The 25,106-nt window shown below is 57.2% G+C and carries 22 protein-coding genes and 1 pseudogene; 12 read left to right on the forward strand and 11 right to left on the reverse strand.

From position 1 onward, the window contains the following. Positions 1–143: 143 nt before the first annotated feature. From Q1B21_RS15515 to Q1B21_RS15535, 5 genes are read right to left on the reverse strand one after another with little or no spacing between them, the layout of a single operon-like run. Positions 144–2,774, reverse strand: coding sequence for a phosphoenolpyruvate carboxylase (locus Q1B21_RS15515; protein WP_298936171.1), 2,631 nt, complete (start codon positions 2,772–2,774; stop codon positions 144–146). After that, positions 2,774–3,745 carry a D-glycerate dehydrogenase gene (locus Q1B21_RS15520; RefSeq protein WP_299890708.1) on the reverse strand — a complete coding sequence of 324 codons (972 nt, stop codon included), beginning with the start codon at positions 3,743–3,745 and terminating at the stop codon, positions 2,774–2,776. The genes Q1B21_RS15515 and Q1B21_RS15520 overlap by 1 nt, the downstream gene beginning before the upstream one ends. Then, the gene (gene sucD / locus Q1B21_RS15525) at positions 3,745–4,635 is read right to left on the reverse strand and encodes a succinate--CoA ligase subunit alpha (protein ID WP_299081796.1); all 891 of its coding nucleotides are present in this window, start codon (positions 4,633–4,635) and stop codon (positions 3,745–3,747) included. The genes Q1B21_RS15520 and sucD overlap by 1 nt, the downstream gene beginning before the upstream one ends. Then, complete coding sequence (locus tag Q1B21_RS15530; RefSeq protein WP_299081793.1) at positions 4,635–5,831, reverse strand: malate--CoA ligase subunit beta; 1,197 nt, start codon at positions 5,829–5,831, stop codon at positions 4,635–4,637. The genes sucD and Q1B21_RS15530 overlap by 1 nt, the downstream gene beginning before the upstream one ends. Before the next feature lie 28 nt (positions 5,832–5,859). Beyond that, the gene (locus Q1B21_RS15535; RefSeq protein ID WP_299890711.1) at positions 5,860–7,101 is read right to left on the reverse strand and encodes an aminotransferase class V-fold PLP-dependent enzyme; all 1,242 of its coding nucleotides are present in this window, start codon (positions 7,099–7,101) and stop codon (positions 5,860–5,862) included. A gap of 220 nt (positions 7,102–7,321) precedes the next feature. Between Q1B21_RS15535 and Q1B21_RS15540 the strand changes: the two genes are divergently transcribed. Then, on the forward strand, positions 7,322–7,951 hold the full coding sequence (locus Q1B21_RS15540) for a response regulator transcription factor (protein ID WP_298936175.1): 630 nt from the start codon (positions 7,322–7,324) through the stop codon (positions 7,949–7,951). A gap of 138 nt (positions 7,952–8,089) precedes the next feature. On the opposite strand, the gene Q1B21_RS15545 is transcribed toward Q1B21_RS15540, so the two are convergent. The 4 genes from Q1B21_RS15545 to Q1B21_RS15560 are packed head-to-tail and all read right to left on the reverse strand — an operon-like array spanning position 8,090 to position 13,213. Beyond that, positions 8,090–9,037 (reverse strand): ABC transporter substrate-binding protein, encoded by a 948-nt coding sequence (locus Q1B21_RS15545; RefSeq protein WP_299890713.1) that lies wholly within the window; start codon positions 9,035–9,037, stop codon positions 8,090–8,092. A gap of 47 nt (positions 9,038–9,084) precedes the next feature. Next, a complete protein-coding gene (locus tag Q1B21_RS15550) occupies positions 9,085–10,092 on the reverse strand; it encodes an ABC transporter permease (RefSeq protein WP_299890715.1) in 1,008 nt (335 codons plus the stop codon). Next, positions 10,092–11,615 (reverse strand): sugar ABC transporter ATP-binding protein, encoded by a 1,524-nt coding sequence (locus Q1B21_RS15555; RefSeq protein ID WP_299890717.1) that lies wholly within the window; start codon positions 11,613–11,615, stop codon positions 10,092–10,094. The genes Q1B21_RS15550 and Q1B21_RS15555 overlap by 1 nt, the downstream gene beginning before the upstream one ends. Before the next feature lie 44 nt (positions 11,616–11,659). Next, entirely contained in the window at positions 11,660–13,213 is a 1,554-nt protein-coding gene (locus tag Q1B21_RS15560; RefSeq protein ID WP_299890719.1) for a UxaA family hydrolase, read from the reverse strand. 83 nt (positions 13,214–13,296) lie between these two features. On the opposite strand from Q1B21_RS15560, the gene Q1B21_RS15565 reads away from it, so the two are divergent. The 8 genes and pseudogenes from Q1B21_RS15565 to Q1B21_RS15600 all read left to right on the forward strand — a co-directional run bounded on the left by Q1B21_RS15565 (position 13,297) and on the right by Q1B21_RS15600 (position 19,740). Further along, complete coding sequence (locus Q1B21_RS15565; RefSeq protein WP_299081781.1) at positions 13,297–14,034, forward strand: GntR family transcriptional regulator; 738 nt, start codon at positions 13,297–13,299, stop codon at positions 14,032–14,034. Next, a complete protein-coding gene (locus Q1B21_RS15570) occupies positions 14,031–15,083 on the forward strand; it encodes an aldo/keto reductase (protein WP_299890722.1) in 1,053 nt (350 codons plus the stop codon). Before Q1B21_RS15565 ends, Q1B21_RS15570 begins: the two co-directional genes overlap by 4 nt. Then, a complete protein-coding gene (locus Q1B21_RS15575; protein ID WP_299890724.1) occupies positions 15,073–15,501 on the forward strand; it encodes an RbsD/FucU domain-containing protein in 429 nt (142 codons plus the stop codon). The genes Q1B21_RS15570 and Q1B21_RS15575 overlap by 11 nt, the downstream gene beginning before the upstream one ends. Next, the gene (locus Q1B21_RS15580) at positions 15,498–16,328 is read left to right on the forward strand and encodes an amidohydrolase (RefSeq protein ID WP_299890726.1); all 831 of its coding nucleotides are present in this window, start codon (positions 15,498–15,500) and stop codon (positions 16,326–16,328) included. Before Q1B21_RS15575 ends, Q1B21_RS15580 begins: the two co-directional genes overlap by 4 nt. 4 nt (positions 16,329–16,332) lie before the next feature. Further along, positions 16,333–17,442: a fumarylacetoacetate hydrolase family protein gene (locus tag Q1B21_RS15585; RefSeq protein WP_299890728.1), complete on the forward strand. Its 1,110-nt coding sequence runs from the start codon at positions 16,333–16,335 to the stop codon at positions 17,440–17,442. 13 nt (positions 17,443–17,455) lie between these two features. Next, positions 17,456–18,040 (forward strand): annotated as a pseudogene (locus Q1B21_RS15590) (aldehyde dehydrogenase family protein); the annotation flags it as partial. Between the two features lie 83 nt (positions 18,041–18,123). Continuing rightward, positions 18,124–18,879, forward strand: coding sequence for an SDR family oxidoreductase (locus Q1B21_RS15595; RefSeq protein ID WP_299890730.1), 756 nt, complete (start codon positions 18,124–18,126; stop codon positions 18,877–18,879). Positions 18,880–18,897: 18 nt separating this feature from the next. Continuing rightward, complete coding sequence (locus Q1B21_RS15600; protein ID WP_299890732.1) at positions 18,898–19,740, forward strand: fumarylacetoacetate hydrolase family protein; 843 nt, start codon at positions 18,898–18,900, stop codon at positions 19,738–19,740. 17 nt (positions 19,741–19,757) lie between these two features. Here Q1B21_RS15600 and Q1B21_RS15605 read toward each other — a convergent pair whose 3' ends face one another. Both Q1B21_RS15605 and Q1B21_RS15610 read right to left on the reverse strand, forming a co-directional pair. Beyond that, complete coding sequence (locus tag Q1B21_RS15605; RefSeq protein WP_299890734.1) at positions 19,758–21,104, reverse strand: aminotransferase class III-fold pyridoxal phosphate-dependent enzyme; 1,347 nt, start codon at positions 21,102–21,104, stop codon at positions 19,758–19,760. Next, on the reverse strand, positions 21,101–21,910 hold the full coding sequence (locus Q1B21_RS15610) for an IclR family transcriptional regulator (protein WP_299890736.1): 810 nt from the start codon (positions 21,908–21,910) through the stop codon (positions 21,101–21,103). Before Q1B21_RS15610 ends, Q1B21_RS15605 begins: the two co-directional genes overlap by 4 nt. Before the next feature lie 112 nt (positions 21,911–22,022). Between Q1B21_RS15610 and Q1B21_RS15615 the strand changes: the two genes are divergently transcribed. The 3 genes from Q1B21_RS15615 to Q1B21_RS15625 all read left to right on the forward strand — a co-directional run bounded on the left by Q1B21_RS15615 (position 22,023) and on the right by Q1B21_RS15625 (position 25,105). Beyond that, complete coding sequence (locus Q1B21_RS15615) at positions 22,023–22,967, forward strand: tripartite tricarboxylate transporter substrate-binding protein (RefSeq protein WP_299081754.1); 945 nt, start codon at positions 22,023–22,025, stop codon at positions 22,965–22,967. Positions 22,968–23,035: 68 nt separating this feature from the next. Continuing rightward, positions 23,036–23,575 (forward strand): tripartite tricarboxylate transporter TctB family protein, encoded by a 540-nt coding sequence (locus Q1B21_RS15620; protein WP_299890739.1) that lies wholly within the window; start codon positions 23,036–23,038, stop codon positions 23,573–23,575. A gap of 12 nt (positions 23,576–23,587) precedes the next feature. Next, complete coding sequence (locus Q1B21_RS15625; RefSeq protein ID WP_299890741.1) at positions 23,588–25,105, forward strand: tripartite tricarboxylate transporter permease; 1,518 nt, start codon at positions 23,588–23,590, stop codon at positions 25,103–25,105. Position 25,106: the final 1 nt, after the last annotated feature.

Below are 25,106 nucleotides of genomic sequence, written 5' to 3' on the forward strand. Positions count from 1 at the left end.
GCAATCAGTTCGATCTCATCACGCTGGCGACCCAGCTCGGACGTGATCGAGCCATAAAGCTCAGGGTCACGATCAGACAGGGACTGGGTGAAAAAACCGTCATTTCGATGGGGGGCATTCACGTCGAATCTCCTTCGTACAGGTCAACCGGTCCAGCCGAGACCGGCTGAAATGGCGTTCATGGATTGCAACAGTGGAACCGGAACCGTTCCAGCCTGAGGCTCATCACGGGCTTGGCGCAGTAAATCGACCTGCAGCGTGTGAATGCGGGTCAGTTCAGCCCGCTTGCGATCGAACCGTTCGCACAAACGTGGAAAGCGGTGCCCTATGGCCTGACCACCGGTCAGAAACTGCACTGCGGTGGAGGCATTGGTGTATTCTGTAGCAATGATCCCGAAAATCCGGGTGCGAATATCGGCATCCTGCACCAGACCCGCATATTGTTCAGCAAGGTCGAGATCGGTTTGATACAGCGATTTTTCCATTTCATCGACAGCAAGGCGGAACAGGCGCGAGTGCTGAAACAGATCTTGCAACACCTCGTCGCCGCGCGCGCCGCGAAACTTGCGAAAGCTGGCCATAGCAGAGCCGAACCCATACCAACCAGTGATCAAGTGCCGGTTTTGCGACCATGCAAAGACCCATGGAATGGCGCGCAGGTCATCCAGACTAGCCGCCCCGAACCGGCGGGTCGGACGCGATCCGATTTTCAGCCTGGCCAGTTCTTCGACCGGGCTGGCCTGCTGGAAATAATCCAGAAACCCTGGCATTTGCAGCAGTGAGATATAGGCCGTTTGCGATAGTTCGGACAACGCATCCAGCGCGTCATCGAATTCTGGCCGCAGCAGGGGTTCGTTCTGGTCGGCCGTGTGGCGCAGCGTGCTGGACAGCAACAACTCCAGATGCGCAGCTGCCGTTCCGCGATTGGCATATTTGGTCGACACGACTTCGCCCTGTTCAGTGACCCGCAAACGTCCCGAAATGGTTCCGTTGGGCTGCGCGGCGATGGCGCGTCCGGTGGGTGCGCCACCACGGCTGACCGAACCGCCACGCCCATGAAAAAACGCGGCCCGAAAGCCCTGCGACGCCAGCGCGGCGACAATCCGGCGTTGCGCGCGCTCCAGCTCCCATGTCGAGCAGAAATAGCCACCATCTTTGCCGCTGTCGGAATAGCCCAGCATCACCTCGATCACGTTGCCACCGGTTTTGAGGCTGCGGCGGGCAAGGGGCACATTCAGAACATCCAGCAGGATCGACGGGGCGTTGCGCAGGTCGGCGATTGTTTCAAAAAGAGGAACCACAGAAATATCAAGCGTTTCCGACCCAAACCCCGCATAGCGGGCCAACAGATAGACCCCCAGAATATCGTCGGCAGAGCGGGTCATCGACAGGATGAAAGGCCCCACCGCATTTGGATCGGGTCCCGTCCGAACTGAATGCACGAGGGCCAGCAGGGCCAGTAATTCCTGCGCCTGATCGCTCAATCCGTCCCGTTCGTGGTATTGCAGATTTTGATCCGCCAATTCGGCGCGCAGGCGGGCGGACCATTCGGGTGACCCATATTCAGGGGCGGTTCCGGACATAGACCAGATCTCGGCCAAAACGCTGGTTGTGACGGTTGAATTCTGGCGGATATCCAGCGTTGCAGTGCGGAAGCCAAAAACCGCTGCCGCGCGGCACAGTGGCCGGACGTGCCTGCGGGCCAGAATAGCTGCGTCGACGGCGCAAAGTGCGGCATCAAGCGCATCGAGGTCACTGATGAATTGCGAGATGTGGTCATACATCCCGTCTGTTAATTTCTGGCGAATAGCGCTGAGGGCTTGTCTGAATGGTTCGTTGGGGTTTCGAGTGCTGTTCGGCACACAGTCAATGATTGTTTGCAGTCTTGCAGCGTGGGGCTGAGGTAAGGGTAGGATCAGGGCACTGATGCTGAGCCTGCTGGCCGCCTGATCAAGGGCCTGACCATAAAGATCGACCGCAGTCTCTTGTCCGCGTTGTAAGGCAAGCGCCGTCATGTCAGTGGTCACATTCGGATTGCCATCGCGATCTCCGCCAATCCAGCTATGAAAGCGGATTTTGGGGGTCGCATCCACGGTCTGGCCCAGAACGTGCAGGCAGGCCTGATCGAACCGGTCCATGACCTGCGGCACTGCGTCAAAGATTGCGTCGCGGAAGAACTGCAATCCCCACTCGATCTCATCCCGCAGGCTGGGGCGGGACAGGCGTAACTCGCCGGTCAACCACAGCAGATCGATCTCACCTTCGAGATCGTTCAGCAGCCCGGCGCGTTCTGTCGGCGTCCAGCGCTGCGTTTCAAGGCTGACGAGGACGCGGTAGATGCGGCGGTGAATCTCCAGAACGGTAACGCGCTTTGCCTCGGTCGGGTGTGCCGTCAGCGTGGGACCAGCCAAAAGCCTGCTTGCCAACTTTTCGGTTTGCTCGGCGGTCGGGCACACATCAGACAATGCCTGGGCAAACCCACCTTCGACCGCATCAGCGCCATCGTTGGTTTCGGTCAGGCGACGGTTTCGCACATCTGCGTTTTCGTCGATGAGGCGCAGAAGCTGAAACCAGATGGACAGGGCTTGCAGATATGGTGTTGCCGCCGGGCCTGTTGGGATGGGTGCCAGTGTCGTGGCCTCGGCCCAGATGGCCACATGCGGGGCCCGCTTCAGCAGGATGTTCCGCCATAGCATCCGCAATTCGATCCGCAGCCCTTCGGCATAGGTCGAAGAGTCGTGCGAAGGCCGAGTTTCCTGAGCCAAAGCTTGCATCAGATCACCCGGTCACGTGGGGGGCGGCCCTGAAAGAAATCATCCAGATTATCCAGGACACGGAAACCCATCGCCTCTCGGGCTTCGCGGGTTGCGGAGCCGAGATGCGGTAGCATCACCAGGTTGTCGCATTGCAGCAGGTCCGGGCTGATCCGTGGCTCTCCATCAAACACATCCAGTGCGGCACCGCCGATCACGTCAAACATCAGCGCCTGGATCAAAGCAAACTCGTCCACGACCTCGCCGCGTGCGGTATTGATCAGGTAAGCATCCTGCTTCATCAGGTCCAACCGACGTGAGTTGATCAGGTGTCGGTTTGTTGCCCCACCCGGGCAGTGCAGCGAGACGAAATCGCATTGCGGCAACAGCTCATCCACGGTGTCGATTTGCGTGGCGTTACAGCGCCGCAAGACCTCTGGCGATACACGGCTGCGGTTCTGAACTAGGATTTTCATGCCAAACCCGTGATGGGCGCGCCGTGCCATTTCCTGACCGATGCGGCCAAACCCAATAATGCCAAGCGTCTTGCCTGACACTTTGGTGCCAACAAGGTGCGTCGGTCGCCAGCCGGACCATCCACCTGCGCGCAGTTCACGTTCGCCTTCACCCGCGCGGCGGGCCACCATCAACAGCAAGGTCATTGCCAGATCGGCGGTGCATTCCGACAATACATCGGGCGTGTTGGTGACGGTCATCCCCAGATCCCGTGCCGATGGCTCGCAGATATGGCTGTAGCCGACGCCGTAATTGGCCAGGATCCTGGTCTGGGCAGCGGGCACATCCAAGGCTTCTGCGTTCAGCGTGTCAGTCACTGTGGGCAGCACCGCATCATAGCGTTTCAGCGCTTCGCGGATCTCGGCCGGGGACATGGGTTTGTCCCCGGTGTTCAAGACCGCATCATAGTTTTCGGCCAATTGCGCCTCGACGGCGGCGGGCCAACGACGGGTGACAAGAACCGAAGGTTTAACCATTATGCTGCCTTTCTCATGACGCGGGCGATGGTTTCGCCGATGACAGCCGGGTTTTCAGCCACCGTGACACCGGCAGCCGAGAGGATTTCGACCTTTTCCGAGGCGCTTTCGCCAAAGGCCGAGATGATCGCCCCTGCATGGCCCATTGTCCGGCCCTTCGGTGCGGTCAGACCTGCGACATAGGCGACGACGGGTTTTGAGACATGATCGCGAATGTATTCGGCCGCCTCGGCCTCTTGTGGCCCTCCGATCTCGCCGATCATGGCGATGACTTCCGTGTCGGCATCCCATTCAAACCGTTCGAGAATGTCGCGGAACGAGGACCCATTGATCGGATCGCCTCCGATCCCGACGCTGGTCGAGACACCGATGCCGCGCTCTTTCAGCTGCGCCGCAGCCTCATAGCCCAGCGTACCGGATCGGCCGATGATGCCGACATTGCCGGGCAGGTAGATGTGACCCGGCATAATACCCAGCAGGGCCTTGCCTGGGCTGATCGTTCCGGCACAGTTAGGGCCGGTCAGAACCATCCGCTTGTCCTTGGGATAGCGGTACATGTAGCGCTTGACCCGGATCATGTCCTGCGCCGGGATGCCGTCTGTGATGCAAACGCAATAGCGGATGCCTGCGTCTGCGGCCTCCATGATTGAATCCGCTGCAAACGGGGGCGGGACAAATACAAGACTCGCCTCCGCGCCGGTGGCCTCGACGGCCTGTTTGACGGTGTCAAAAACGGGCACGCCTTCGACGGTTTCGCCGCCTTTGCCGGGAACAACACCGCCAACAACATTGGTGCCATAGTCGATCATGTCCTTGGTGTGAAAACGCGCCATACGTCCGGTGATGCCCTGAACAATTACGCGTGTGTCGCGGTCGAGGAGAATGCTCATTACACGGCCCTCATCTTGGTGTTTTGAGTCAGATCGCTTTTCCAGGCGCCAACGGCGCGCTCGGCAGCTTCCATTAAGGTTGTGGCGCGGATGATCGGCAGGCCGGACTGGGCCAGAATTTTCTGACCTTCCTCTACATTCGTGCCTGCGAGACGCACGACCACTGGCAGATCAAGCTGCAGCTCTCGCAGCGCCTGAACAACGCCTTCGGCAACCCAGTCGCAGCGGTTGATACCTGCAAAAATGTTGACCAGAACCGCCTGCACATTGTTGTCCGACAGCACCAGGCGAAAGGCCTTGGCCACACGTTCGGGTGATGCGCCACCGCCGATATCCAGGAAGTTGGCGGGTTCACCTCCGGCCAGTTTGATTGTGTCCATCGTGGCCATCGCCAGACCGGCTCCGTTCACGATGCAGCCGATGTTGCCATCCAGCCCGACATAAGACAGGCCACGATCCGCCGCGCGGCTTTCGCGCGGGTCTTCTTGGCTTTTGTCGCGCAGCTCTGAAATCTGGGGGTGCCGGAACAACGCGTTGTCGTCAAAGCTCATCTTGGCGTCCAGAGCTAGTACGCGGTCGTCTCCCGTCACGACCAGCGGGTTGATTTCCACCATGGTCGCGTCCAGCTCGCTGAAAGCGGAATAGCAGCCCTGTAGGGTCCGGACCATTTGCTGAACCAGACGAGGCTCGAGCCCCAGGTTGAACGCAATCTCGCGTGCCTGGAATTCCTGCAAACCCACTGCAGGTTCCACGATGGACCGCACGATGCTGTCGGGGCGCTCAGCCGAGATATCCTCGATCTCCATCCCGCCTTCCGAGGACGCCACGATCATCACCCTCTGGCTGGAGCGATCCAGAACAAAGCCGAGATAGATCTCTCGGTCGATCGGTACGGCGGATTCGACGTAGACACGGTAGATGCCTTTGCCTTCCGGGCCCGTCTGATGGGTCACCAGCTTGCGGCCGAACATTTCATCACAGGCTTCGTGTATCTCGTTTTCGCTGTTGCACAGCTTGACGCCACCAGCTTTGCCGCGTCCGCCCGCATGGACCTGAGCTTTGACGATCCACTTGTCGCCTCCCAACTCCCGTGCGCGATACGCCGCCTGTTCCGGGCTGTAGGCCAGCGCACCAGATGGGACGGCGACACCAAAATTCGAAAGAACTTCTTTTGCCTGATACTCATGAATGTCCATCTGCATTCCTCCCGTTTATGCAGTGTAATTATGCGGCGATCGACGTGCCGTAGCGGCTTTGGAGCAGTGCATCGATGTCGTCGAAATCAACCTGGCCCCCCAGCTCATGCATGGCTTCGGCAAACAGGCGCACGATCTGGCTGATGGCTTGGCGATTCAGTTGATTGAGGATGCCAATCCGAACCTGAACCGGCGCGCTGAGCGTCGGCCAGATGCCAAAGCCACGGGCGCGGCAGTTCTGAACCAGTTCCATCTCGCGCCCGGCCAGTTCGGCGGGCAGGTTCAGCACCACCAGGCTAGGCATGTCCGACGTCACTTCGCATCCCAGCGCGGTCACTGCATCGCGCAGAACCTTTTCGTGTGTCCGGTACGAGGCTGACCGCTTTGACAACCCGTCCTGCAGCGTCAGGCGCAGAGATTCATGAAAGGCAGCGACCGCATAGCCCGAGTGGGTGCGGTGATAGGCGCCTTTTTCAACGTCCTGACCGTCGACGATACCCCAATGGCGGGCCTCGAAAATCGGGTTGTGGACATAGGTGTAAGCACCGGTTGATTTCAGGCTGTCGATATAGGCGTCGGTAAAGCTGACTGGCGCATAGGTCAGTGGCAGACAGCACAGACCTTTCTGCGGGCAAGACGCCCAACCAGCAATCCCCGGATAGTCGTCGATCCGGAAGTCTTCGACGCCCAGCGAGGAAACCGCATCGATCAGACCCATTGCGCCGTGACGTTCACACGCATCTGAAAAACCGCGCAGATCGTTGATGCGGCCCGAGCCGGTTTCCCAATGCGCCATGAAGGCCCATTTCGGTTTGTGTTCGGCTAATGCGGCTTCGACCGTTTCGCCAGTCACGGTCTGGCCATGCGGAACCTCGATCACCGTCACGCTCGCCGCCGGCGGATCCAGCGGGTTGGCCACGTGTTCCTGTGGTGTTGCGGCCTTGATCCTGAGGGTCAGCGCATCGATGCCTGAAAAGGTGCCGTTTGAGAAGGCAACAACCTTGTCGCCAGGCATGACCGCCGAGAACATGGTGTCCAGCCCGCTCCAGCCAGTGCCGGCAACCGCAAAGGTATATGTGTTAGACGTGCCCCAGATCTGCCGCAGCATGTGCTTGCATTCGATCATGCCGCGCAAGACGTCGCCTTGCATGTGATCGGCCATCCCGGCGCCGGAAAAGGCCTGCAGCACACGGGCGTCGGTGTTGCCCGGTCCTGGCCCTGCTGCCAGGGTCTCGGGGATTTCGAGCGGGGAAAAAATCTGGGCAGTCATTGATGATCCTCCTCAAGCGTCTGGGTGGCAATCCACGCCCAAACTTCGCGTTGAGGGTCAGAAAAGCGATGCTTGCGTCTTTGCGCAACGTAACTTACTACTGCTTTAGGGTATCTAATTGGGTGGTTAATAAACTACCCAATTGGGCAAGAATACCGATGTATACAGTAAATTGACCCACTCTTATGGGTAGTTTGTTTAAATTTTGGGCGTAAAAACAATGGCCGAGTCTTCGCAGCATCCGATTGACGTTATGTTGGCCGACAACAACCCTTTGGTTCTGTCGGCCATGTCGGAAATCTTTGAACGTGATCCGCGATTCTCTTTGATTGCCACTTCGGCAACGGCCGAAGGGTTCCTGGGTGCGGTGATGCGGGTCCCGGTTCAGGTCTGTGTGGTCGCCTGGACTCTTCCTGTTTTGGGGGCCGCCAAATTGATCGAGGTTCTGCGCGAACAGGAAAACGCGCCGCGATTTGTCGTCTACGGTGAAGCCGCCGGCGATGTTCCCAGATTGGCGATGCAGGCCGGGGCTGCCGGGTTTGCGCCGCGTTCAGGTGAGGTCGAAGGCCTGCTGGAAACATGTGCAGACGTGGCAGCTGGTAAAATGGTCTTTCCGTTCATCGACGTGCGCAAGATGCAACAGGATCCAATTCACAACCTGTCGCGAAAAGAACGCGAAATTCTCGAGGCTTTGGCCAAGGGTTTGTCAAACCGGGACCTGTCGAAAGACCTGCAGATTTCAACCAACACGGTGAAGTTCCACCTGTCCAATATCTATGAAAAGCTCTCGGTCAAGAACCGAGCTCAGGCAATTGCATATTACTATTCGTCCAAGACGCCTTTGGAGTAGTTGCGGCAGGCCGCAGGTTTTTTAGGAGGTTTTGCGGTCTGACCAGCTGCATCATCGATACGTCCCTCATGTTTCCAAGTTTATGCCAAAAGAAATGGCCCGCCAAAGAGGCGAGCCATTTGTTGGTGACACCTGATCTTAGTCGTAAAGGACGGCTGCGATCTTGGGATCGTCGATATTCGACGCATCGTAGTAGTAAAACCCCGTGTCGATCAGCGCCGGAACGTCTTCACCATTTACAGCTGAAATCGCCGCTTTAACGGTTTCATATCCGATGCCAACCGGGTTTTGTGTGATTGCACCTGCCATCAGGCCGCTTTTGATGGCGTCTTTCTGGGCCTTGCCGCTGTCATAGCCAATGATCACCAGACCTTCGGTGCCCAGTTCCTGCACACCATTCACAACACCAATGGCCGAGCCTTCGTTGGTGCCGAAGATGCCATTCAGATCGGGATTGGCCGTCAGGATCGCTTTTGTCACCTCGGTGGATTTCAGGTGATCGCCTTGCCCGTATTGAACTGTCACAACCTCGATATCGGGGTATTTCTCGGCCATGCGATTGACGAAACCATCCCGGCGGTCGATGCCGGTTCGGCTGGTCTGGTCATGTGCAACAACGGCTACTTTACCTTTGCCACCAATTTTCTCGGCCATCTTATCCGCTGCCAACCCAGCGGCTGCCAGGTTGTCGGTGGTTGCTGTCGACACCGGGATGTCGCTGTCGACACCGCTGTCAAAGGCGATGATCGGAATACCTGCGTCGTTGGCTTGTTTCAGCAGTGGGATAGCGGCTTGACTGTCCAGAGCTGCAAATCCAATCGCTTTGGGGTTGTTGGCCAGGGCCGCGGCCAGCATGTCGATCTGGCGATCTACCATGGTTTCGTTGTCGGGGCCTTCAAAAGTGATCCTGACACCGTATTCATCTGCCGCCTGCTGAGCGCCGGATTTAACCGCCTGCCAGAACTGATGCTGGAACCCTTTCGAAACCAGCGGGATGTATACTTCGTCCGCAGCCGAGGCCATCGAGGCCGGGGCTGCGAGTGTGGCAGCGCTGAGCGCCCCCAGTATGAAACGACGTGAAAACATGTTTAGTTCCTCCTCTGAAATTGTGATTTTTGTCGTTGTTTATTCGGTCAGCCGGCTTTCTTGCGTCGTGCCATGTCGGCATAAACAGCCAGGATGATGATTGCGCCCGTGACGACCGTTTGCCATTCCTGCGCCACGGACAGAACACGCAGACCGTTGGTCAGAACCGCCATGATCAAGGCGCCAATCAACGTGCCCAGGATGGTCCCGCGGCCGCCGGACAAGGATGTACCGCCGATCACAACCGCAGCGATGGCTTCAAGCTCGTACCCCAGCCCAAGGGCGGGCTGGGCAGAATTCAGGCGCGAGGCGATCAGGATGCCGCCAATCCCGCAGATACCGCCTGCAAGTGCGTAAATGCGCATTTTCCAGATGTCGGTGTTGACGCCTGACAGCCGCACCGCCTCTTCGTTTGAACCCAGTGCAAAGGTGTAGCGCCCCAGAACCGTACGCCCCAAGATATAGGACGCGGCCATGGCCACCAGAAACAGGATCAAGACGCCGTTGGGGATGGGTAAAGCCGGAAAAACCTCTCCGATCAGCGACCCGCGCGAGATCTGATCAAAGCCCGGCGTGTCATTGAAATAGATCGGTCGGGTGCCCGAGATCACAAGCGACAGCCCTTTGAGGATCAGCATCATGCCCAGTGTGGCAATGAAGGGTGGGATTTTCATCTTGGCAACAAAAGTGCCCGAGCACAGACCGCACAGCGCGCCTGCGGCGATGGCGGCGGTGACGCCAAGTAACAGCGGCATTCCCAGATAGGTCAGCACAACGCCAGCAATGACGGCGCAAAAAGTCATCAGCGTACCAACCGACAGGTCGATCCCGCCGGTGATGATCACCAGTGTTGCCGCCACGGCCAGCACGCCATTAACCGAGGTGGCTTGCAAAATGGCGATCATGTTCGAGGTCTGCATGAAATTCGGTGAGACAACCGAGAACCCAATCAGCAAAGCGATCAGACTGGCAAAGGCCAGCAGCTTTTGATACGCGCCGCTATCCGCCAAACCAGCGAGTGGCTTTTTCTTTTCGATATCCGTCGCTGTCGTCATCAGACTGTCCCTGTAACCTGCATCGCCGCCGCCCGTTGCGTGGCCAGATGCATGATGTCTTCCTGTGTGGTGTCTTTGCCGCCGGGTAAAATCCCGGTCAGCCGACCTTCGCACATCACTGCGATGCGATGGCTAAGGCGCATGATCTCGGGCAGTTCGGACGAGATCACGATGATCGTCTTGCCTTGTTCCGCCAGATCTTCGAGCAGTTTGTAGATTTCGGATTTTGCGCCCACGTCAATGCCGCGCGTGGGTTCGTCAAAGATAAGGATGTCGCAGTCGCGCAAAAGCCATTTGGCAATGACCACCTTTTGCTGATTGCCGCCGGACAGCAGCCTGACCTCTTGCCTGTCCGATGGCGTCCGAATGCCAAGCTGCTGGATGTATTGCTGCGCGGTTGAGGCCATCTCGCCATCACTCAATACACCGCCTTTGCTGGCAAACAGATCCATCGAGGCCAGTGCAATATTGTCCCGCACGTTCATTCCAGTAGCGAGGCCGAAATGTTTGCGGTCTTCGGACAGATAGCCAATTCCGGCCTTAACGGCGTCTTTAGGGGATCTGATCGAAACCGTTTTGCCATGCACCCGGATATTGCCACTATCCTTGGGGTCAGCCCCAAAGATCGCCCGGGCAACTTCGGTCCGGCCAGCACCCATTAGCCCTGCAAAACCCAGGATTTCGCCCTTTTGAACCGAGAAACTGACATCGTGTATTTCTTTATTTCGGGTCAGTCCGGATACTTGCAAAGCCACTTCGGCAGCTCCCAGATCAGGCACTTGCAGAGGTTCTTCCTTGACCTCACGGCCCACCATCATGGCGATGATCTTGCTGACCGGGGAATCCGCCGCGTTCACGGTGCCAACATATTCACCATCGCGCATCACGGTCACTCGGTCCGCGATCTGCTTCAACTCGTCCATCTTGTGGCTGATATAGACGATGCCTACGCCTTCGGATTTGAGGCGACGAATGATAACGAACAGCTCGGCAATTTCAGCGTCATTCAGGGCAGCAGTCGGCTCATCCATGACCAGAACTTTGGATCGATGAGATAGGGCCTTGGCGATCTCGACCATCTGCTGTTTTGCGATCGTCAAGCTGCCTGCAAGTGTCTTGGGGTCAAGGTTCAGGTTCATCGAGGTAAAGATTTCGGCGGTTTGCGCATTCAGCGCCGCCTCGTCCAGCCGACCAAATCGTTTTCGCGGTTCGCGGCCAATAAAGATGTTTTGCGCCACGGTCAGATCGTTCATCAGGCTCAGTTCCTGGTGAATGATCCCGATGCCCAGATTCTGCGCCTCGCGCGGGGTAGTAGGGCTGACCTCTTGCCCTTCGATTTTCAGGGTACCACCGTCACGCTGATAAATGCCCGAGAGGATCTTCATCAACGTGCTTTTGCCTGCGCCGTTCTCGCCCATCAGCGCGTGAACTTCGCCCGGAACAAGATCGAACTGCACGGCCTTAAGCGCATGCACGCCGGGGAAGTATTTTTCGATCCCCGTCATATCGACCAGTTTTGACATATTCCCTCCCATTTGCCCCTGACCCCTCCTTGGGCGTTCGCGGACTACATGACCGCGCCGATTTGCCAGGGAACGAATTCGACACCCCCAAAGCCCAGCTCTTCGCTTTTGGTTTTTTCGCCGGAAGCGACGCGGATCAGAATTTCGAACAGTTCCTCGCCTTTGGATTCGATGCTGACGCCATCCGTAACGATGTCTCCGCAGTTCAGATCCATGTCGTCGGCCATGCGTGCGTACATTTCCGAATTCGTCGACAGTTTGATGCAGGGTGTCGGTTGATAGCCGGAAACCGAGCCGCGCCCGGTGGTGAACACGATCAGGTTTGCACCTGACGCCACCTGGCCGGTGACCGAACACGGATCAAACCCGGGGCTATCCATGAAGACAAACCCGTTTTTGTCGATGCGCTCACCGAATTTGTAGACGTCACGCAGAGGTGCTGTGCCCCCTTTGGCGACAGCCCCCAGAGATTTTTCCAGAATGGTCGTCAACCCGCCGCGTTTGTTGCCGGGGCTTGGATTGTTGTCCATCTCACCGCCATTGCGTTCGGTGTAATCTTCCCACCAACGAATGCGATCAATTAGCTTTTTGCCAACGTCCACGGTTTCAGCCCGTCGGGTCAGAAGATGTTCAGCGCCATAAATCTCGGATGTTTCCGACAGGATGGTCGTGCCCCCATGGCGCACCAACAGGTCCGAGGCGTATCCCAGCGCCGGGTTCGCCGTGATCCCGGAATACCCATCCGACCCGCCGCACTGCATCCCTACTGTGATTTGACTGATGGGTGCCGGTTGACGCTGGGCCTGATTGGCCAGTTGGGCGATGCCGCGCAGTTCATCCAGACCACGCTCAATCGTGCGACGTGTGCCGCCTTCGTTCTGAATGGTCATATAACGCAGCGCGCCATCGGACCGGATCGGACGCCCACCGACCAGATCGGCCACTTGCATCACCTCGCATCCCAACCCGATCAGGAGGATGCCTGCAAAATTCGGATGCTGTGCGTATCCGGCGAGTGTGCGGAACAGGGTGGCGTAACCCTCGTCCTTGCCGGACATGCCGCACCCGGTGCCATGGACGATGGGCACGATCCCATCCACATTGGGAAATTCATCCAGAAGACCGGATTTCGCCGCTGCCTCGGCAATAAAGCGTGCAACAGAGCCCGAGCAGTTCACGGTCGTCAGAATGCCGAGATAGTTGCGTGTCCCAACTCTGCCGTCCGCGCGGATGTAGCCTTGAAATGTCCGGCTATCGTCAATGTCGGCCAACGGCGTATTGGCGCTGGCATACGCGTAATCCTGATGGTGATCCCCCATGCCAAGATTGTGCACATGGATATGTTCGCCCGGCGCAATGTCTGACTTGGCCTGACCGATGATCTGCCCATATCGAAGCACGTTTTCGCCCGCTGGAATTGGTGCGATGGCAATCTTGTGGCCGCGGGAAACGGAACCGGGCAGGGGCGTCGGAACACCAGCGGGGTGACCCCCTTTGGGCAGGTCCCGCAACGCAATAACAACGTTGTCAGCCGGGTTCAGTCTGACCACATCGCGTATTGTCGGCATTAAGCCCTTGAAATCGTCGTGTGCTTGCATTGTTTTTCCGCTTGCTTGGCCAAACTGCTAAGCTGAAAACACTTACTTGTCAACTAACATGTTAGTATGCTAGATCGGAACCCATGACCAAACCCCAGGATATTGACGCCACCCTTTTGCAAGACATCTCAACGATTGAGGGGTCGCTGGCGCAGCGCGTCTATCTTGCCATCAAACAGGCCATATTAAATTTGGATTTCCCCCCGGGTGCGATCCTCAGAAAGGCGCCTATCTGCGACCGCCTTGGTGTTTCGCGCGCGCCTGTGTCCGAGGCGATTGCCCGGCTTGCCGCCGAAGGACTTGTTGATGTGGTGCCGCAATCTGGTACGCGCGTTTCCTATTTCTCGATGATCGAGATCCGCGAAGGCGCTTTTCTGCGTGAGGCGTTGGAATTGGCTGCTGTCGCCAAGGTCGCGCGTGACCTGACGGATGAACAACGCAAAAAACTCAGCCGCAATATGCGATTGCAGGAACTGTTGATCGAAGATGAGGATGTTCCCGGCTTCTATCAGGCGGACGAAGAATTCCACGCTTTGTTGATGGAGTTTACCGGTATCTCGAAACTGCCAGATGTGGCGCAGACCGTCTCGCTACAGGTGAACAGGGCGCGGATGCTGCTTTTGCCAACGCCGGGACGTATTGCCGAAACCATTTCCGAGCATCGCGTGATCTTGGATGCAATCAACGCGCAGAATGTACCGAATGCGCAAGAAGCGATGCGCCTTCATCTAGGACAGTTGATGCCACGGATCGAAGTGCTTCAGCAGGAAAAACCAGAACTGTTTAATCTCAGTTCCCAGCACACCCGAGAGGCAGGATGACCGTTTCACAAACTGAGCTTTTGAACAGCCGCACATCCAGGCCGGTTCCTCTGACCCGGATGGGGTTTGGTGGTGCACCGCTGGGAAACCTTTATCGCAAAGTGTCGGACAAGGACGCGCAGGCCGCAATTCAAGCCGCCTTTGATGCCGGTATCCATTTCTTTGACACCGCCCCGCAATACGGTTTGGGTCGGTCGGAACTCAGGGTCGGTGAGGCTGTCAAACGCTTTGGACGCGACAACATCCAGCTCTCAACTAAGATCGGACGCCTGCTACTGGATTGCGCCCCGCATGAGGTCACTCCGGAGGCGTTTGTCGACGTTCCCCGGAAACGGATCGTGTTCGATTACACGTATGACGGCGTCATGCGCTCTTACGAGGCGAGCCGGGAACGCATTGGTGTGGCAAACGCTGATATTTTGCTGGTCCATGATGTCTGCACCTACAGTCAGGGCAGTCAGGAAATGTCCGATGCCAAAGTGCGTGAGCTGTTTGATGGCGGTGGTTATCGCGCGCTGACCGAGCTGCGCGATGCGGGTGAAATCGCGGCTATTGGCGCAGGCGTCAATGAGTGGCAGGTTTGTGAAAAGCTGCTGGGGCTGGGCGATTTTGACGGATTCCTGCTGGCGGGGCGTTATACGCTTTTGGAACAAGAGGCGTTGAACAGCTTTCTGCCTTTGTGCGAAAAGCGTGACGTCGGCATTATTCTTGGCGGGCCCTATAATTCGGGAATTCTGGCCACGGGCGCTGTTCCCGGTGCAAAGTACAATTATGCCGATGCGCCTGCCGAAATCCTTGGCCGGGTCAGTAAGATCGAAGCCGTCTGTGCCGCACATGACACTCCGTTAATAGCGGCAGCACTGCAATTTGTTCTGGGTCATCCCTGCGTCAAAACCGTGGTTCCGGGTGCTGTCAGCGCAAACGAAGTGCAATCCAACGTTGCGCTGATGGAACGGGCAATTCCGGCGGCGCTTTGGTCCGATTTGCGCGGCGAGGGGTTGATCCGCCCTGACGCGCCCTTGCCTGAGGAGGCTGCCAATGCTGCGTAACATCGACCCGATCTTGTCGCCCGATCTGTTGCATGCGTTGCGCGCCATGGGACATGGGGATGACATCGTAATAGCAGATGCTAATTTTCCAGGAACCAGCGTTGGGCCCGAATGCATTCGGGCTGACGGGTCCACCGCCAGTGAGGTGTTGCGCGCTGTGTTATCGGTGATGCCACTGGACAGTTTTGTGCCTAACCCGGCGTTGACGATGCAGGTTGTGGGTGAACCGGATATCGTGCCCGATGCGGTGGCGGATTTTCAAAACATCATAGATGAGGTGGCCGACAACCGGGTGCCTGTGGTGGGGCTGGGACGTTTTGCCTTTTATGAACGCGCAGCCTCGGCCTATGTGATTGTTCAGACCGGAGAACGAAGGCTGTATGGCAATATCATCCTGAAAAAAGGTGTTATCAGTTGAGGCTGGACGCCCATCAGCACTTCTGGTCGGTTGCACGGGGCGACTATGGCTGGCTGACGCCGGATCTGGCCCCGATCTATCGCGATTTTCTGCCAGATGACTTACAGCCACTGCTGCAGCGGGCGGGTATCGACGGAACGGTTCTGGTTCAGGCCGCCCCGACCGTGGCCGAAACCAAATATATGCTATCGCTTGCGGATGAGACTCCGTTTGTTAAAGGCGTTGTCGGATGGGTTGATTTCGAAGCCTCGGATGCCGACGCTCAAATCGCCGTTTTGGCCGAACACCCTGCTTTCGTCGGTTTGCGCCCAATGATTCAGAACATTGCCGATCCGAACTGGATGTTGTGCTCGGCATTGACCCCGGCCTTTGAGGCGGTGCAACGGCTTGATCTGACTTTTGACGCGCTGATCCTGCCGGAGCATCTTGCCCCGCTGCGTCAGCTATTGGAACGGCATCCAAATATGCGGGTCGTAATCGATCATGGCGCGAAACCGGCAATCCGCGATGGTCTGATCGATGACTGGGCGGATGGCATGGCAGCATTGGCGCATCAAACCGACGCCTATTGCAAACTGTCGGGTCTGGTGACCGAGGCCAAGCCTGACTGGCAGACCGGCGATCTACACCCCTATGTGCAGCATCTTCTGGACACGTTCGGCCCATCCCGCTTGATCTGGGGCAGTGACTGGCCGGTTTGCACCCTGGCCAGCACGTATGAACGATGGCTGGATACCACCGACACGCTGTTAAGCGCGTTAACAACAGCCGAGCGCGTTGCCGTCCTTGGAGGGAATGCTGCGCGGGCCTACCACCTCAGGAATTGAACGGATGACTTTGAACCTCGATCCTGCCGGGCTGTGGCTCGGGCGTATTGAACGCTCGGGGATTGGCCCGTGTGTTGTGACCTTCCGCGATGGTCAGGTGCTGGACATCACCTCAAAAACCGCGCCGACGACGCGCGACGTTCTCGAGCGCGATGATGCGGCGGATTACGTCCGCAGCGCGCCGGGTGAAGCCCTAGGTGCAGTTGAGGCAGGGCATCACTGGCTAGCGCCATGTGATTTGCAACCGGTCAAAGCCTGCGGAGTCACCTTCGCCGGTTCGATGGTCGAGCGCGTGATTGAAGAACAGGCCGCAGGTGATCCTGCCAAGGCAGCGGCCATTCGCGAACGCATTGGTAAGCAGGTTGGCGACAGCTTGAATGACATTATCCCCGGTTCGGACGCGGCCACCGATGTGAAGCAGGCGTTGATCGAGGAGGGGCTGTGGAGCCAATATCTGGAAGTTGGCATCGGCCCGGATGCCGAAGTGTTTTCTAAAGCACAGGTGCTGTCTTCTGTGGGTTATGGCGCCGAAGTTGGTCTGCACCCTATCTCAACCTGGAACAACCCCGAGCCCGAAGTGGTTCTGGCGGTCAGTTCGCAGGGCGTGATCAAAGGCGCAACCTTGGGCAACGACGTGAACCTGCGCGATGTCGAAGGGCGATCAGCTCTGTTGTTGAGTAAGGCCAAGGATAACAACGCCTCGTGTGCGATCGGGCCAATGATCCGCCTGTTCGATGACAGCTTCACATTGGACGACGTGCGCAAAGCTGAACTGACTTTGACTGTCACTGGACAGGATGGGTTTGTCCTGAATGGGCGATCATCAATGTCCCAGATCAGTCGCGACCCAACAGATTTGGTGCAGCAAACAATCGGCCGTCATCACCAGTATCCCGACGGGTTGATGCTGTTTCTGGGTACGCTCTTTGCACCGACACAAGACAGGGATACGCCCGGCGGCGGGTTCACCCATAAGCTGGGTGATGTCGTCACGATTGCCAATGATCAATTGGGCGCGCTGACCAATACCGTGCGCCTGTCCACGGAATGCCCCGAATGGCGGTTTGGGGCGTCCCATCTGATGCGAAACCTGGCCCATCGTGGCTTGATTTGAGAGAGATCTTCTAATGTTGACCGGGAAACACCTGATTTCTGGCGATTGGATCGGTTCAGACGCGACCTTTGCGTCGGAACCTGCCCACGGCCCCAGCTATGATTTTGCTTTTCGCACACCGGCACTAGTAGACAAAGCAGTTGACGCAGCCGAAGACGTTTGTGTGACGTTCGGATGGTCCGCGCGGGCGGAACGAGCGGGTTTGCTCCCGTTAATAGCCGATGAGATTGACGCCCGGGGCGACGCGATCACCGAGATCGGTACGCAGGAAACCGGCTTGCCCGAAGCGCGTCTGCAGGGCGAGCTTGGTCGCACTGTAGGCCAGTTGCGCTTTCTTGCCGATCACATCGAACAGGGTGACTATCTGGGCATGCGCCACGACCAGGCGTTGCTGGATCGAGCGCCCTTGCCGCGCCCTGATCTGTGCATGATCCAACGCCCGCTGGGTCCGATCGCGGTGTTTGGCGCATCAAATTTCCCGTTGGCTTTCTCAACTGCGGGCATGGATACCGCCTCGGCGCTGGCCGTAGGCTGCCCGGTTGTGGTCAAAGGTCACCCGGTCCATCCCGGCACGGGCGAGATTGTTGCGCAGGCTGTCGATCCGCCGCTTTCTGCGGCCTGACTGTTATCGGGATATCCCGATCGATTGTTTTTGGAGAAAGTGTGAAGGGCAGAACAGGTATGACACAGTTTACCCCCTCAAATCGCTTGCCCGGCAAGACCGCTTTGATCACGGCGGCTGGGCAAGGCATTGGTCGGGCAACCGCCGCGCTTTTTGCCGCTGAAGGTGCGCGGGTGATCGCCAGCGATATCAACGATGCGTCTCTGGCCGAACTGGACGCAATCGACGGTGTCACCGCGCTGAAATTGGATGTCACCGATGCAGCGGCCGTAGGGACTTCTGTCGAAAGCCTGCCCAATCTGGATATCCTGTTCAATTGCGCGGGCTACGTTGCCGGAGGGTCAATTCTGGACTGTGAGGAAAAGGACTGGGATTTCAGTTTTGATCTGAACGTCAAAGCCATGTACCGGCTGATCCGGCTAACCCTGCCAGGGATGCTTGAACAGGGCGGTGGGTCGATCATCAACATGTCTTCGGTGGCATCGTCCTTGAAAGGTGTGCCAAATCGATTCGCTTACTGCGCGTCCAAAGCGGCTGTTATTGGCCTAACCAAATCAGTTGCTGCTGATTTCGTCACCCAAGGCATCAGGTGCAACGCGATCTGCCCCGGAACGGTCGATAGCCCCAGTCTGCATGACCGTTTGCGGGCGACGGGCGACTATGAACAAGCCATGACCGATTTCATTGCCCGGCAACCCATGGGACGCATTGGAACCGCAGACGAAATTGCGGAACTTGCGCTGTATCTTGGAAGCGATGCAAGCAAATATACATCCGGACAGCCCTTTGCCATCGATGGCGGCTGGACGATCTGAGTTGAAAAGGATCACGATATGAAACTTCTACGCTATGGCGCATCAGGTGCGGAAAAGCCCGGCCTGTTGGACGATGACGGTGCAATTCGGGATCTGTCGGGCGTGATCGATGACCTTTCGGGTGGTGTTCTAAGCGACGAAGGGCTGCAGACGCTGCGCGAGCTTGATCCCAACGGCTTGCCTAAGGTCGATGGACAGCCCCGCATCGGCGCCTGCGTTGGCCACGTGGGCAAGTTCGTCTGCATTGGTTTGAATTACGCCGATCACGCCGCTGAGGCGGGTATGGATCTGCCGGCCGAGCCGGTGATCTTCTTCAAGGCGACCTCGTCGATCATGGGTCCCGATGACACAATTGAAATCCCGCGCGGATCGGTCAAAACCGATTGGGAGGTTGAGCTGGGCGTTGTCATCGGGACAGAGGCAAAATATGTCTCCGAGGCTGATGCTATGGATCATGTCGCGGGGTATTGCGTGATTAATGACCTGTCTGAACGTGACTTTCAGCTGCATCGCTCGGGCCAGTGGGTCAAGGGCAAGTCGGCGGACACGTTCGGCCCGATCGGGCCATGGCTGGTCACACGGGATGAGGTCAAGGACCCGCAAGACTTGCCAATGTATCTTGAGGTGAACGGCCACCGTTATCAGGATGGTTCTACGCGGACGATGCATTTCGGGGTGGCTAATGTGATTTCGCATTTGTCCCAGTTCATGTCCTTGCAGCCGGGCGACGTAATCTCGACCGGGACGCCGCCCGGTGTTGGCATGGGTCAAAACCCGCAGACCTATTTGAAACCCGGCGACAAGGTCGAGCTGGGCATCGCAGGGCTTGGAGTCCAGCGACAGGGTGTTGTGGCAGGCTGAGAGTTTCCGGTTCGCCGTCAGGTAGCCCTAAAGCCAGCATCGAGCGCATTCAGAATGGCACTGGCGTCAGTTTCCGTCAGCACGAGCGGCGGGGAGAGAATTAGGTTAGGTCCCGACACGCGGACCATCGCGCCGTTTTGGTAGGCGGTCTCTTGCACTGTCGACGCGGTAGCTGCATCGATGGGTTTTTTGGAGCCCCGGTCTGATACCATTTCCATGGCGGTCATCAACCCGTATCCGCCGCGCACATCACCGATAATATCATGTTTTTCCATAAGCTTCAGGCACCCCTGATAGAGTTGTGTGCCTCGGTCAGCCGCGTTTTCGATCACGTTCAGTCGTTTGGTTTCGGCCAGACAGGCGAGCGCTGCGGCCGCGCCCACAGGGTGCCCCGAATAAGTGTAGCCATGACCGATTTTGGCATCGGGATTGTCTTCGAATAGCTCGATTAACTTATCGCCCAGCATCACCGCTCCGAACGGAAAATACCCGTTGGTGATGGCCTTGGCCGTGCACATCATGTCAGGTTGAATACCCCAGAGCCGAGCGCCGGACCACGCGCCGGTGCGACCATAGGCCGTGATCACTTCATCAGTGATCAGCAGGATACCGTTCCTGTTGCAAATCTCGCGAACCATCGGGGCGAAGGACTTGTGTGGAGGAATGACCCCACCTGCGCCCAGAATCGGCTCCATAATCATTGCGGCGATGGTGTTGGCGCCTTGAAAGGCGATCTCGTCCTCAAGGGCGGCGGCGCAAAGCTGGGCCAGTCGCTCAGGGTCCGTCTCGTTAAACGGATTGCGGTAAGTATAGGGGGCCGGGATGTGGTAGCAGCCCGGCAAAAGCGGCTCATAGGCATTACGGAAATTGGCGTTGCCGTTCACCGATGCCCCGCCAACATGGGTGCCGTGATAGCCCTTTTTGAGGCTCAGGAATTTTACCCGCCCCGGTTCGCCACGCAATTTGTGGTATTGGCGCGCCAGACGCAGGGAAGTTTCAACGGAATCTGACCCGCCTGACGTGAAAAACGCCCGGCTGAGACCATCGGGTTTGAAAAACTCGCCCAACTCATAGGACAGCTCGATTGCGACGTCGTTGGAGGTGCCGCGAAAGGTCGAATAGTAAGGCAACCGGTCAAGCTGCGTTGTGATCGCGTCCTTCACGGGCCGACATGAATACCCCAGATTGACGTTCCACAATCCACCAACGCCATCCACAACCCGGTGGCCATCAATGTCGGTGATGCTAACGCCATCCGAACCAGTGATAATCTTTGGCGGGTTGTCGATGCTGTCCTTCGGAGATGTCATGGGATGCCACATCAGGCGACCGTTGTTCTCTTTCAGGAAATTTGAATCTTTCATGACGTGGTTTCCATTGAGTGCGGTTGTTTCAAGGAGTTGGCCCAAGCGGCCTCGATATGGCTGGGCAGCGTACCGCCCCAATTGCGGCTGATCTCGCGTGCGGCGACGATAAGTTCAGATTTAGTGACCTGTTCCAACTCGGGCGTGAACCGAGACGCTACGCTGGCGACGGAAACAGCCCCGGCCAGCAACCCGGTGTGATCAAAGACGGGGGCGGCCAATCCAAGGATCTCGACCTCGAAACTTTGGTTCCCGCGGCCAAGACCCGTCTCGCGCGCAGAGCTGATCAACTCGGATAGCTCGTCCTTGGTGTTCGGTGTGGTCTCGGTGAATTTTTCCAACTTAGTGACCGCAAAATCAAAAAGCTCATCTGGTCCAAACGCCAAAGCGCAAATGCCGGATGCCGTCGCATGAAGCGGGAAAACGTTGATGTCGACGACCGCGCGAATACCGTGGCGAGGGGATTCGCAGTCGTCCAGCGCATAGAGCGTTTTGCCGGACAGAACCGTCACATGGGCTGTCTCACCCGTTGCATCAGAAAGGGCCACAAGAGCGGCCCGAGCGCTGGCTTTGCGAGGCACTGTAGCCTCGCGCACATGCGCTAAATGCAACACGACCGGACCGAGGCGGTATTGTTTTGAAAGTGGATTTTGCTCAACAAATCCAGCCATTTCAAGGGCCTGAAGATGCCGGTAGGTCGTCGCTTTATCCCGCCCTGCAAGCCTGCACAGCTGCGACAACCCGATCTCGGGTCGGTCAGTTGTAAAATGGTTCAGAAGCTCGAGTGTTTTGGTTGCTGAGGACATTAGCAGTCAATTCCTGTCATCTTAAAAAAAGTTTGACAGGTATTTATTAACATGGCAACCTTTTTTTCGAAACAACGGTTTAATATATGAACCGATAGCGGGGAGAAGAAAAATGCCTAAATTCACCACATCAATCACCGCCATGGCGCTGGCTTTGACGGCTGTCGCAGGCGTGGCGCAGGCGGAGTATCCGGAAAAACCTGTTGAGTTTGTCGTGCCCTGGCCTCCGGGTGATCTTGAAGACGTCTTGACGCGCATGATCGCCGAGGATTTCTCCGAAGCTTACGGAGTTCCGACAGCGGTCGTGAACAAGCCCGGTGGTGGCGGTGGTCCGTTCCCTGGTGCCATTGAAGTCGCGAATGCACCGGCTGATGGCTATACGGTTGGATCCTTCATTATCGCGATCCCGACTGTTGGTCCCCAGATCGGAATTCCGGAACTGAACCCTGATCCCTTCGTGCCACTTGGCAACTTCCTGACCTATCCGTTTGTTATCGCCGCCGGTGGCAACGCCCCCTATGACGATATGGCGGGTCTAGCGGCACATGCGCAGGAAAACGATGTGGTTCTCGGACATTTCGGAGCGCCGCTTGTTCCGACGCAGGTGACTATGGGGCTGGCCAAGGAGATGGGTTTTTCCTACGCCTCTGATGCAGCATTTGATGCTTTGGACTGCAACACTTTGGCGTCGGGTGATGTGGACGTGATCAACACCACTTTGCAGCTGATCCTACCCTGCCTGAGTGACGTGAAAGTTCTGGCCTCGATCGGGTCTGATCGGATTTCTCTGACACCCGACACGCCGACCGTAGCGGAATTGGCACCGGGTCTTGATGTCTCTCTCTGGAACGGTCTGTTCGTGCACAAAGACACCCCTCAGGATGTTCAGGATAAGATCATTGCGGTGGCAAAAGAGACTGTGATGTCGGATCGTGCACAAGCCTTGGCAGCTGAAACCGGTGCCGCAGTTTATTGGCAGCCTGCTGCAGATGTCGTTGATCAGATCAACAAGGATATCCAAACACTGGGTAACATTGACACGATGCTCTCTGAATAAACCAGACGAAGTGGCCGGGCAGCTAAACCGTCCGGCCATATTGTTTTACGATCACATTGGGGTCGGTCATGTCGCATGTCAAAACACTGCAATCCCTCTTCAAACGCTACCGCCGACCCGGTGATATCGTTTTTGCGTGGATCGCTCTGATCGTTTCCGTCTTTCTGCTTTTGCAACTGGCCGATCAAACCGTCTGGAAGAATGGTGGTAAACTGTTCGCCCAACCACGGTTCTGGCCTGCAGTCTCATTGGCCTGCATGGTGTTTTTTGCAGCCTTCCATCTTTTAGGGTCGGCTTTGTCCGAACGTATCCCTGGCCGGTGGAGAGAGGTTTGGCTGTGGATCACCTCGCTTGAATATGCGGGTTGGTTCATCGCCTACGCGGCCGTCGTTCCTTATGGAGGGTATTTACTGACAACCGTCGTGTTTGCGATCGCGCTGACCCGGCGCGTTGGCTATCGGCGTGCCTCGACCTTGATCGCTGCGGCCGCCGCAGCCGTCGTGATTGTTCTGTTGTTCAAGACGCTGCTGAAAGTGAACCTGCCCGGCGGCCTCATCTACGAGGCGTTGCCGGGCGGATTGCGCCAGTTCATGCTGACCTATTTCTGATCGGACCAAATGATGGAAAACCTATTTGCAGGACTGGAAATGCTCGCCCGTTGGGACGTGATGCTGGCCTTGTTCGTGGGCTCAATCGGCGGCGTGATCATTGGCGCGATACCGGGCGTGGGCCCGGCAGTAGCGATTGCCATCCTGCTGCCTGCTACATTCTCGCTGGACCCGATTGTCGGCCTGACGATGCTTTTGGGAATTTACGGATCGTCAATGTATGGGGGGGCAATCCCTGCTGTATTGATCAACACGCCCGGCACCGCAGTGAATGCGTTGACCTCGTACGACGGCTATCCCATGACCAAAAGAGGCGAAGCGCATCGCGCTGTTTCACTGGCCTATAGCGCTTCTTTCTGGGGAGGGATTTTCGGGATCGGGTGCCTGATCCTCCTCTCGCCTGTGTTGGCTATTATCGCGCCTATGTTTGGCTCACGAGAGATTTTTTTGGCGGCTTTACTGGGCATTATCCTCGTGATCCTGGCCCATCGCGGGCAGATATTTGCGGCCGGAATGCTGGCGATGTTCGGCATCTTTCTGCAAACCGTTGGTCTTGACGCCGTGACCTACACCCAAAGATACACGTTTGGGTTTTCGTTCCTCAGCTCGGGCGTCAACTTGATCGTTGTCGTACTTGGCCTTTTCGCCCTCAGCCAGGCGTTCTTTTTGTTGACGGCGCCGGATAACAGCCCGGACGCCAAGCCGGTGAGCGGCAAGATGACCGCAGGCATCAAAGAGCTGATGAAACACAAACGGGTCGCGACCGTCGCTTCGGGCTTTGGTGTCATTCTTGGGATGATACCCGGCACCGGAGAGTTCACCGCCCAATTCATGAGTTACACCTACGCACAGAAAACCTCCAAAACGCCAGATGACTTTGGTAAAGGCTCGCCCGAGGGGCTGATTGCGTCCGAAGCGGCCAACAATGCGGTGCCCGCTGCTGCGATGATACCACTACTGGCCCTAGGCATCCCGGGAGAAGCGCTGACTGCGATGATGCTGTCAGTGTTTTATGTGCACAACGTCATCCCCGGCCCGCAGCTGTTCCAGAACAATATTGATCTGGTTTATGGGCTCTATTTTGCGCTGATCGCGCTGAACGTCATTGTGATGGTTTTTCTTCTGTTTTCGACGAACCTGCTGACCAAGATCATCCGGATCCCGACACGGTTCCTGGGTGTGCTGATCCTGCTCTTGTCTTTCGTGGGGGTCTATTCGCTGCGAAATTCACTGACCGATTGTATGATTGCGGCAGGTTTTGGGGTGCTGGGCCTGATCCTCAAACGTCTGAACCTGCCGATTGTGCCGATCATCTTGGGAATGGTTCTTGGTGGTATCATGGAGGTCAAGCTGCGGTCCGCGCTGCCCCGCCTCAAGACGCCGTTTGACATGATCGACCGTCCGATCTCCTTCATCCTCTTTGTTATGATCCTACTGGTGCTGGCGCTGCATGTCCGCACGTTGATCAAGGAATGGCGCGCGCACCAGCCCGAGGAAGATCACGACATGCATGACAGCCAATTGAGGTAGT

The organism is uncultured Ruegeria sp., from assembly GCF_947504215.1.
Classification (GTDB): domain Bacteria; phylum Pseudomonadota; class Alphaproteobacteria; order Rhodobacterales; family Rhodobacteraceae; genus Ruegeria.

What these genes read in the sequence shown, in the direction of transcription:
- Q1B21_RS15515 (WP_298936171.1), bottom strand. Translation starts at nt 2,774, where the DNA reads ATGCAAGCTTTGGCTCAGGAAACTCGGCCTTCGCACGACTCTTCGACC.
- Q1B21_RS15520 (WP_299890708.1), bottom strand. Translation starts at nt 3,745, where the DNA reads ATGGTTAAACCTTCGGTTCTTGTCACCCGTCGTTGGCCCGCCGCCGTC.
- sucD (WP_299081796.1), bottom strand. Translation starts at nt 4,635, where the DNA reads ATGAGCATTCTCCTCGACCGCGACACACGCGTAATTGTTCAGGGCATC.
- Q1B21_RS15530 (WP_299081793.1), bottom strand. Translation starts at nt 5,831, where the DNA reads ATGGACATTCATGAGTATCAGGCAAAAGAAGTTCTTTCGAATTTTGGT.
- Q1B21_RS15535 (WP_299890711.1), bottom strand. Translation starts at nt 7,101, where the DNA reads ATGACTGCCCAGATTTTTTCCCCGCTCGAAATCCCCGAGACCCTGGCA.
- Q1B21_RS15540 (WP_298936175.1), top strand. Translation starts at nt 7,322, where the DNA reads ATGGCCGAGTCTTCGCAGCATCCGATTGACGTTATGTTGGCCGACAAC.
- Q1B21_RS15545 (WP_299890713.1), bottom strand. Translation starts at nt 9,037, where the DNA reads ATGTTTTCACGTCGTTTCATACTGGGGGCGCTCAGCGCTGCCACACTC.
- Q1B21_RS15550 (WP_299890715.1), bottom strand. Translation starts at nt 10,092, where the DNA reads ATGACGACAGCGACGGATATCGAAAAGAAAAAGCCACTCGCTGGTTTG.
- Q1B21_RS15555 (WP_299890717.1), bottom strand. Translation starts at nt 11,615, where the DNA reads ATGTCAAAACTGGTCGATATGACGGGGATCGAAAAATACTTCCCCGGC.
- Q1B21_RS15560 (WP_299890719.1), bottom strand. Translation starts at nt 13,213, where the DNA reads ATGCAAGCACACGACGATTTCAAGGGCTTAATGCCGACAATACGCGAT.
- Q1B21_RS15565 (WP_299081781.1), top strand. Translation starts at nt 13,297, where the DNA reads ATGACCAAACCCCAGGATATTGACGCCACCCTTTTGCAAGACATCTCA.
- Q1B21_RS15570 (WP_299890722.1), top strand. Translation starts at nt 14,031, where the DNA reads ATGACCGTTTCACAAACTGAGCTTTTGAACAGCCGCACATCCAGGCCG.
- Q1B21_RS15575 (WP_299890724.1), top strand. Translation starts at nt 15,073, where the DNA reads ATGCTGCGTAACATCGACCCGATCTTGTCGCCCGATCTGTTGCATGCG.
- Q1B21_RS15585 (WP_299890728.1), top strand. Translation starts at nt 16,333, where the DNA reads ATGACTTTGAACCTCGATCCTGCCGGGCTGTGGCTCGGGCGTATTGAA.
- Q1B21_RS15595 (WP_299890730.1), top strand. Translation starts at nt 18,124, where the DNA reads ATGACACAGTTTACCCCCTCAAATCGCTTGCCCGGCAAGACCGCTTTG.
- Q1B21_RS15600 (WP_299890732.1), top strand. Translation starts at nt 18,898, where the DNA reads ATGAAACTTCTACGCTATGGCGCATCAGGTGCGGAAAAGCCCGGCCTG.
- Q1B21_RS15605 (WP_299890734.1), bottom strand. Translation starts at nt 21,104, where the DNA reads ATGAAAGATTCAAATTTCCTGAAAGAGAACAACGGTCGCCTGATGTGG.
- Q1B21_RS15610 (WP_299890736.1), bottom strand. Translation starts at nt 21,910, where the DNA reads ATGTCCTCAGCAACCAAAACACTCGAGCTTCTGAACCATTTTACAACT.
- Q1B21_RS15615 (WP_299081754.1), top strand. Translation starts at nt 22,023, where the DNA reads ATGCCTAAATTCACCACATCAATCACCGCCATGGCGCTGGCTTTGACG.
- Q1B21_RS15620 (WP_299890739.1), top strand. Translation starts at nt 23,036, where the DNA reads ATGTCGCATGTCAAAACACTGCAATCCCTCTTCAAACGCTACCGCCGA.
- Q1B21_RS15625 (WP_299890741.1), top strand. Translation starts at nt 23,588, where the DNA reads ATGGAAAACCTATTTGCAGGACTGGAAATGCTCGCCCGTTGGGACGTG.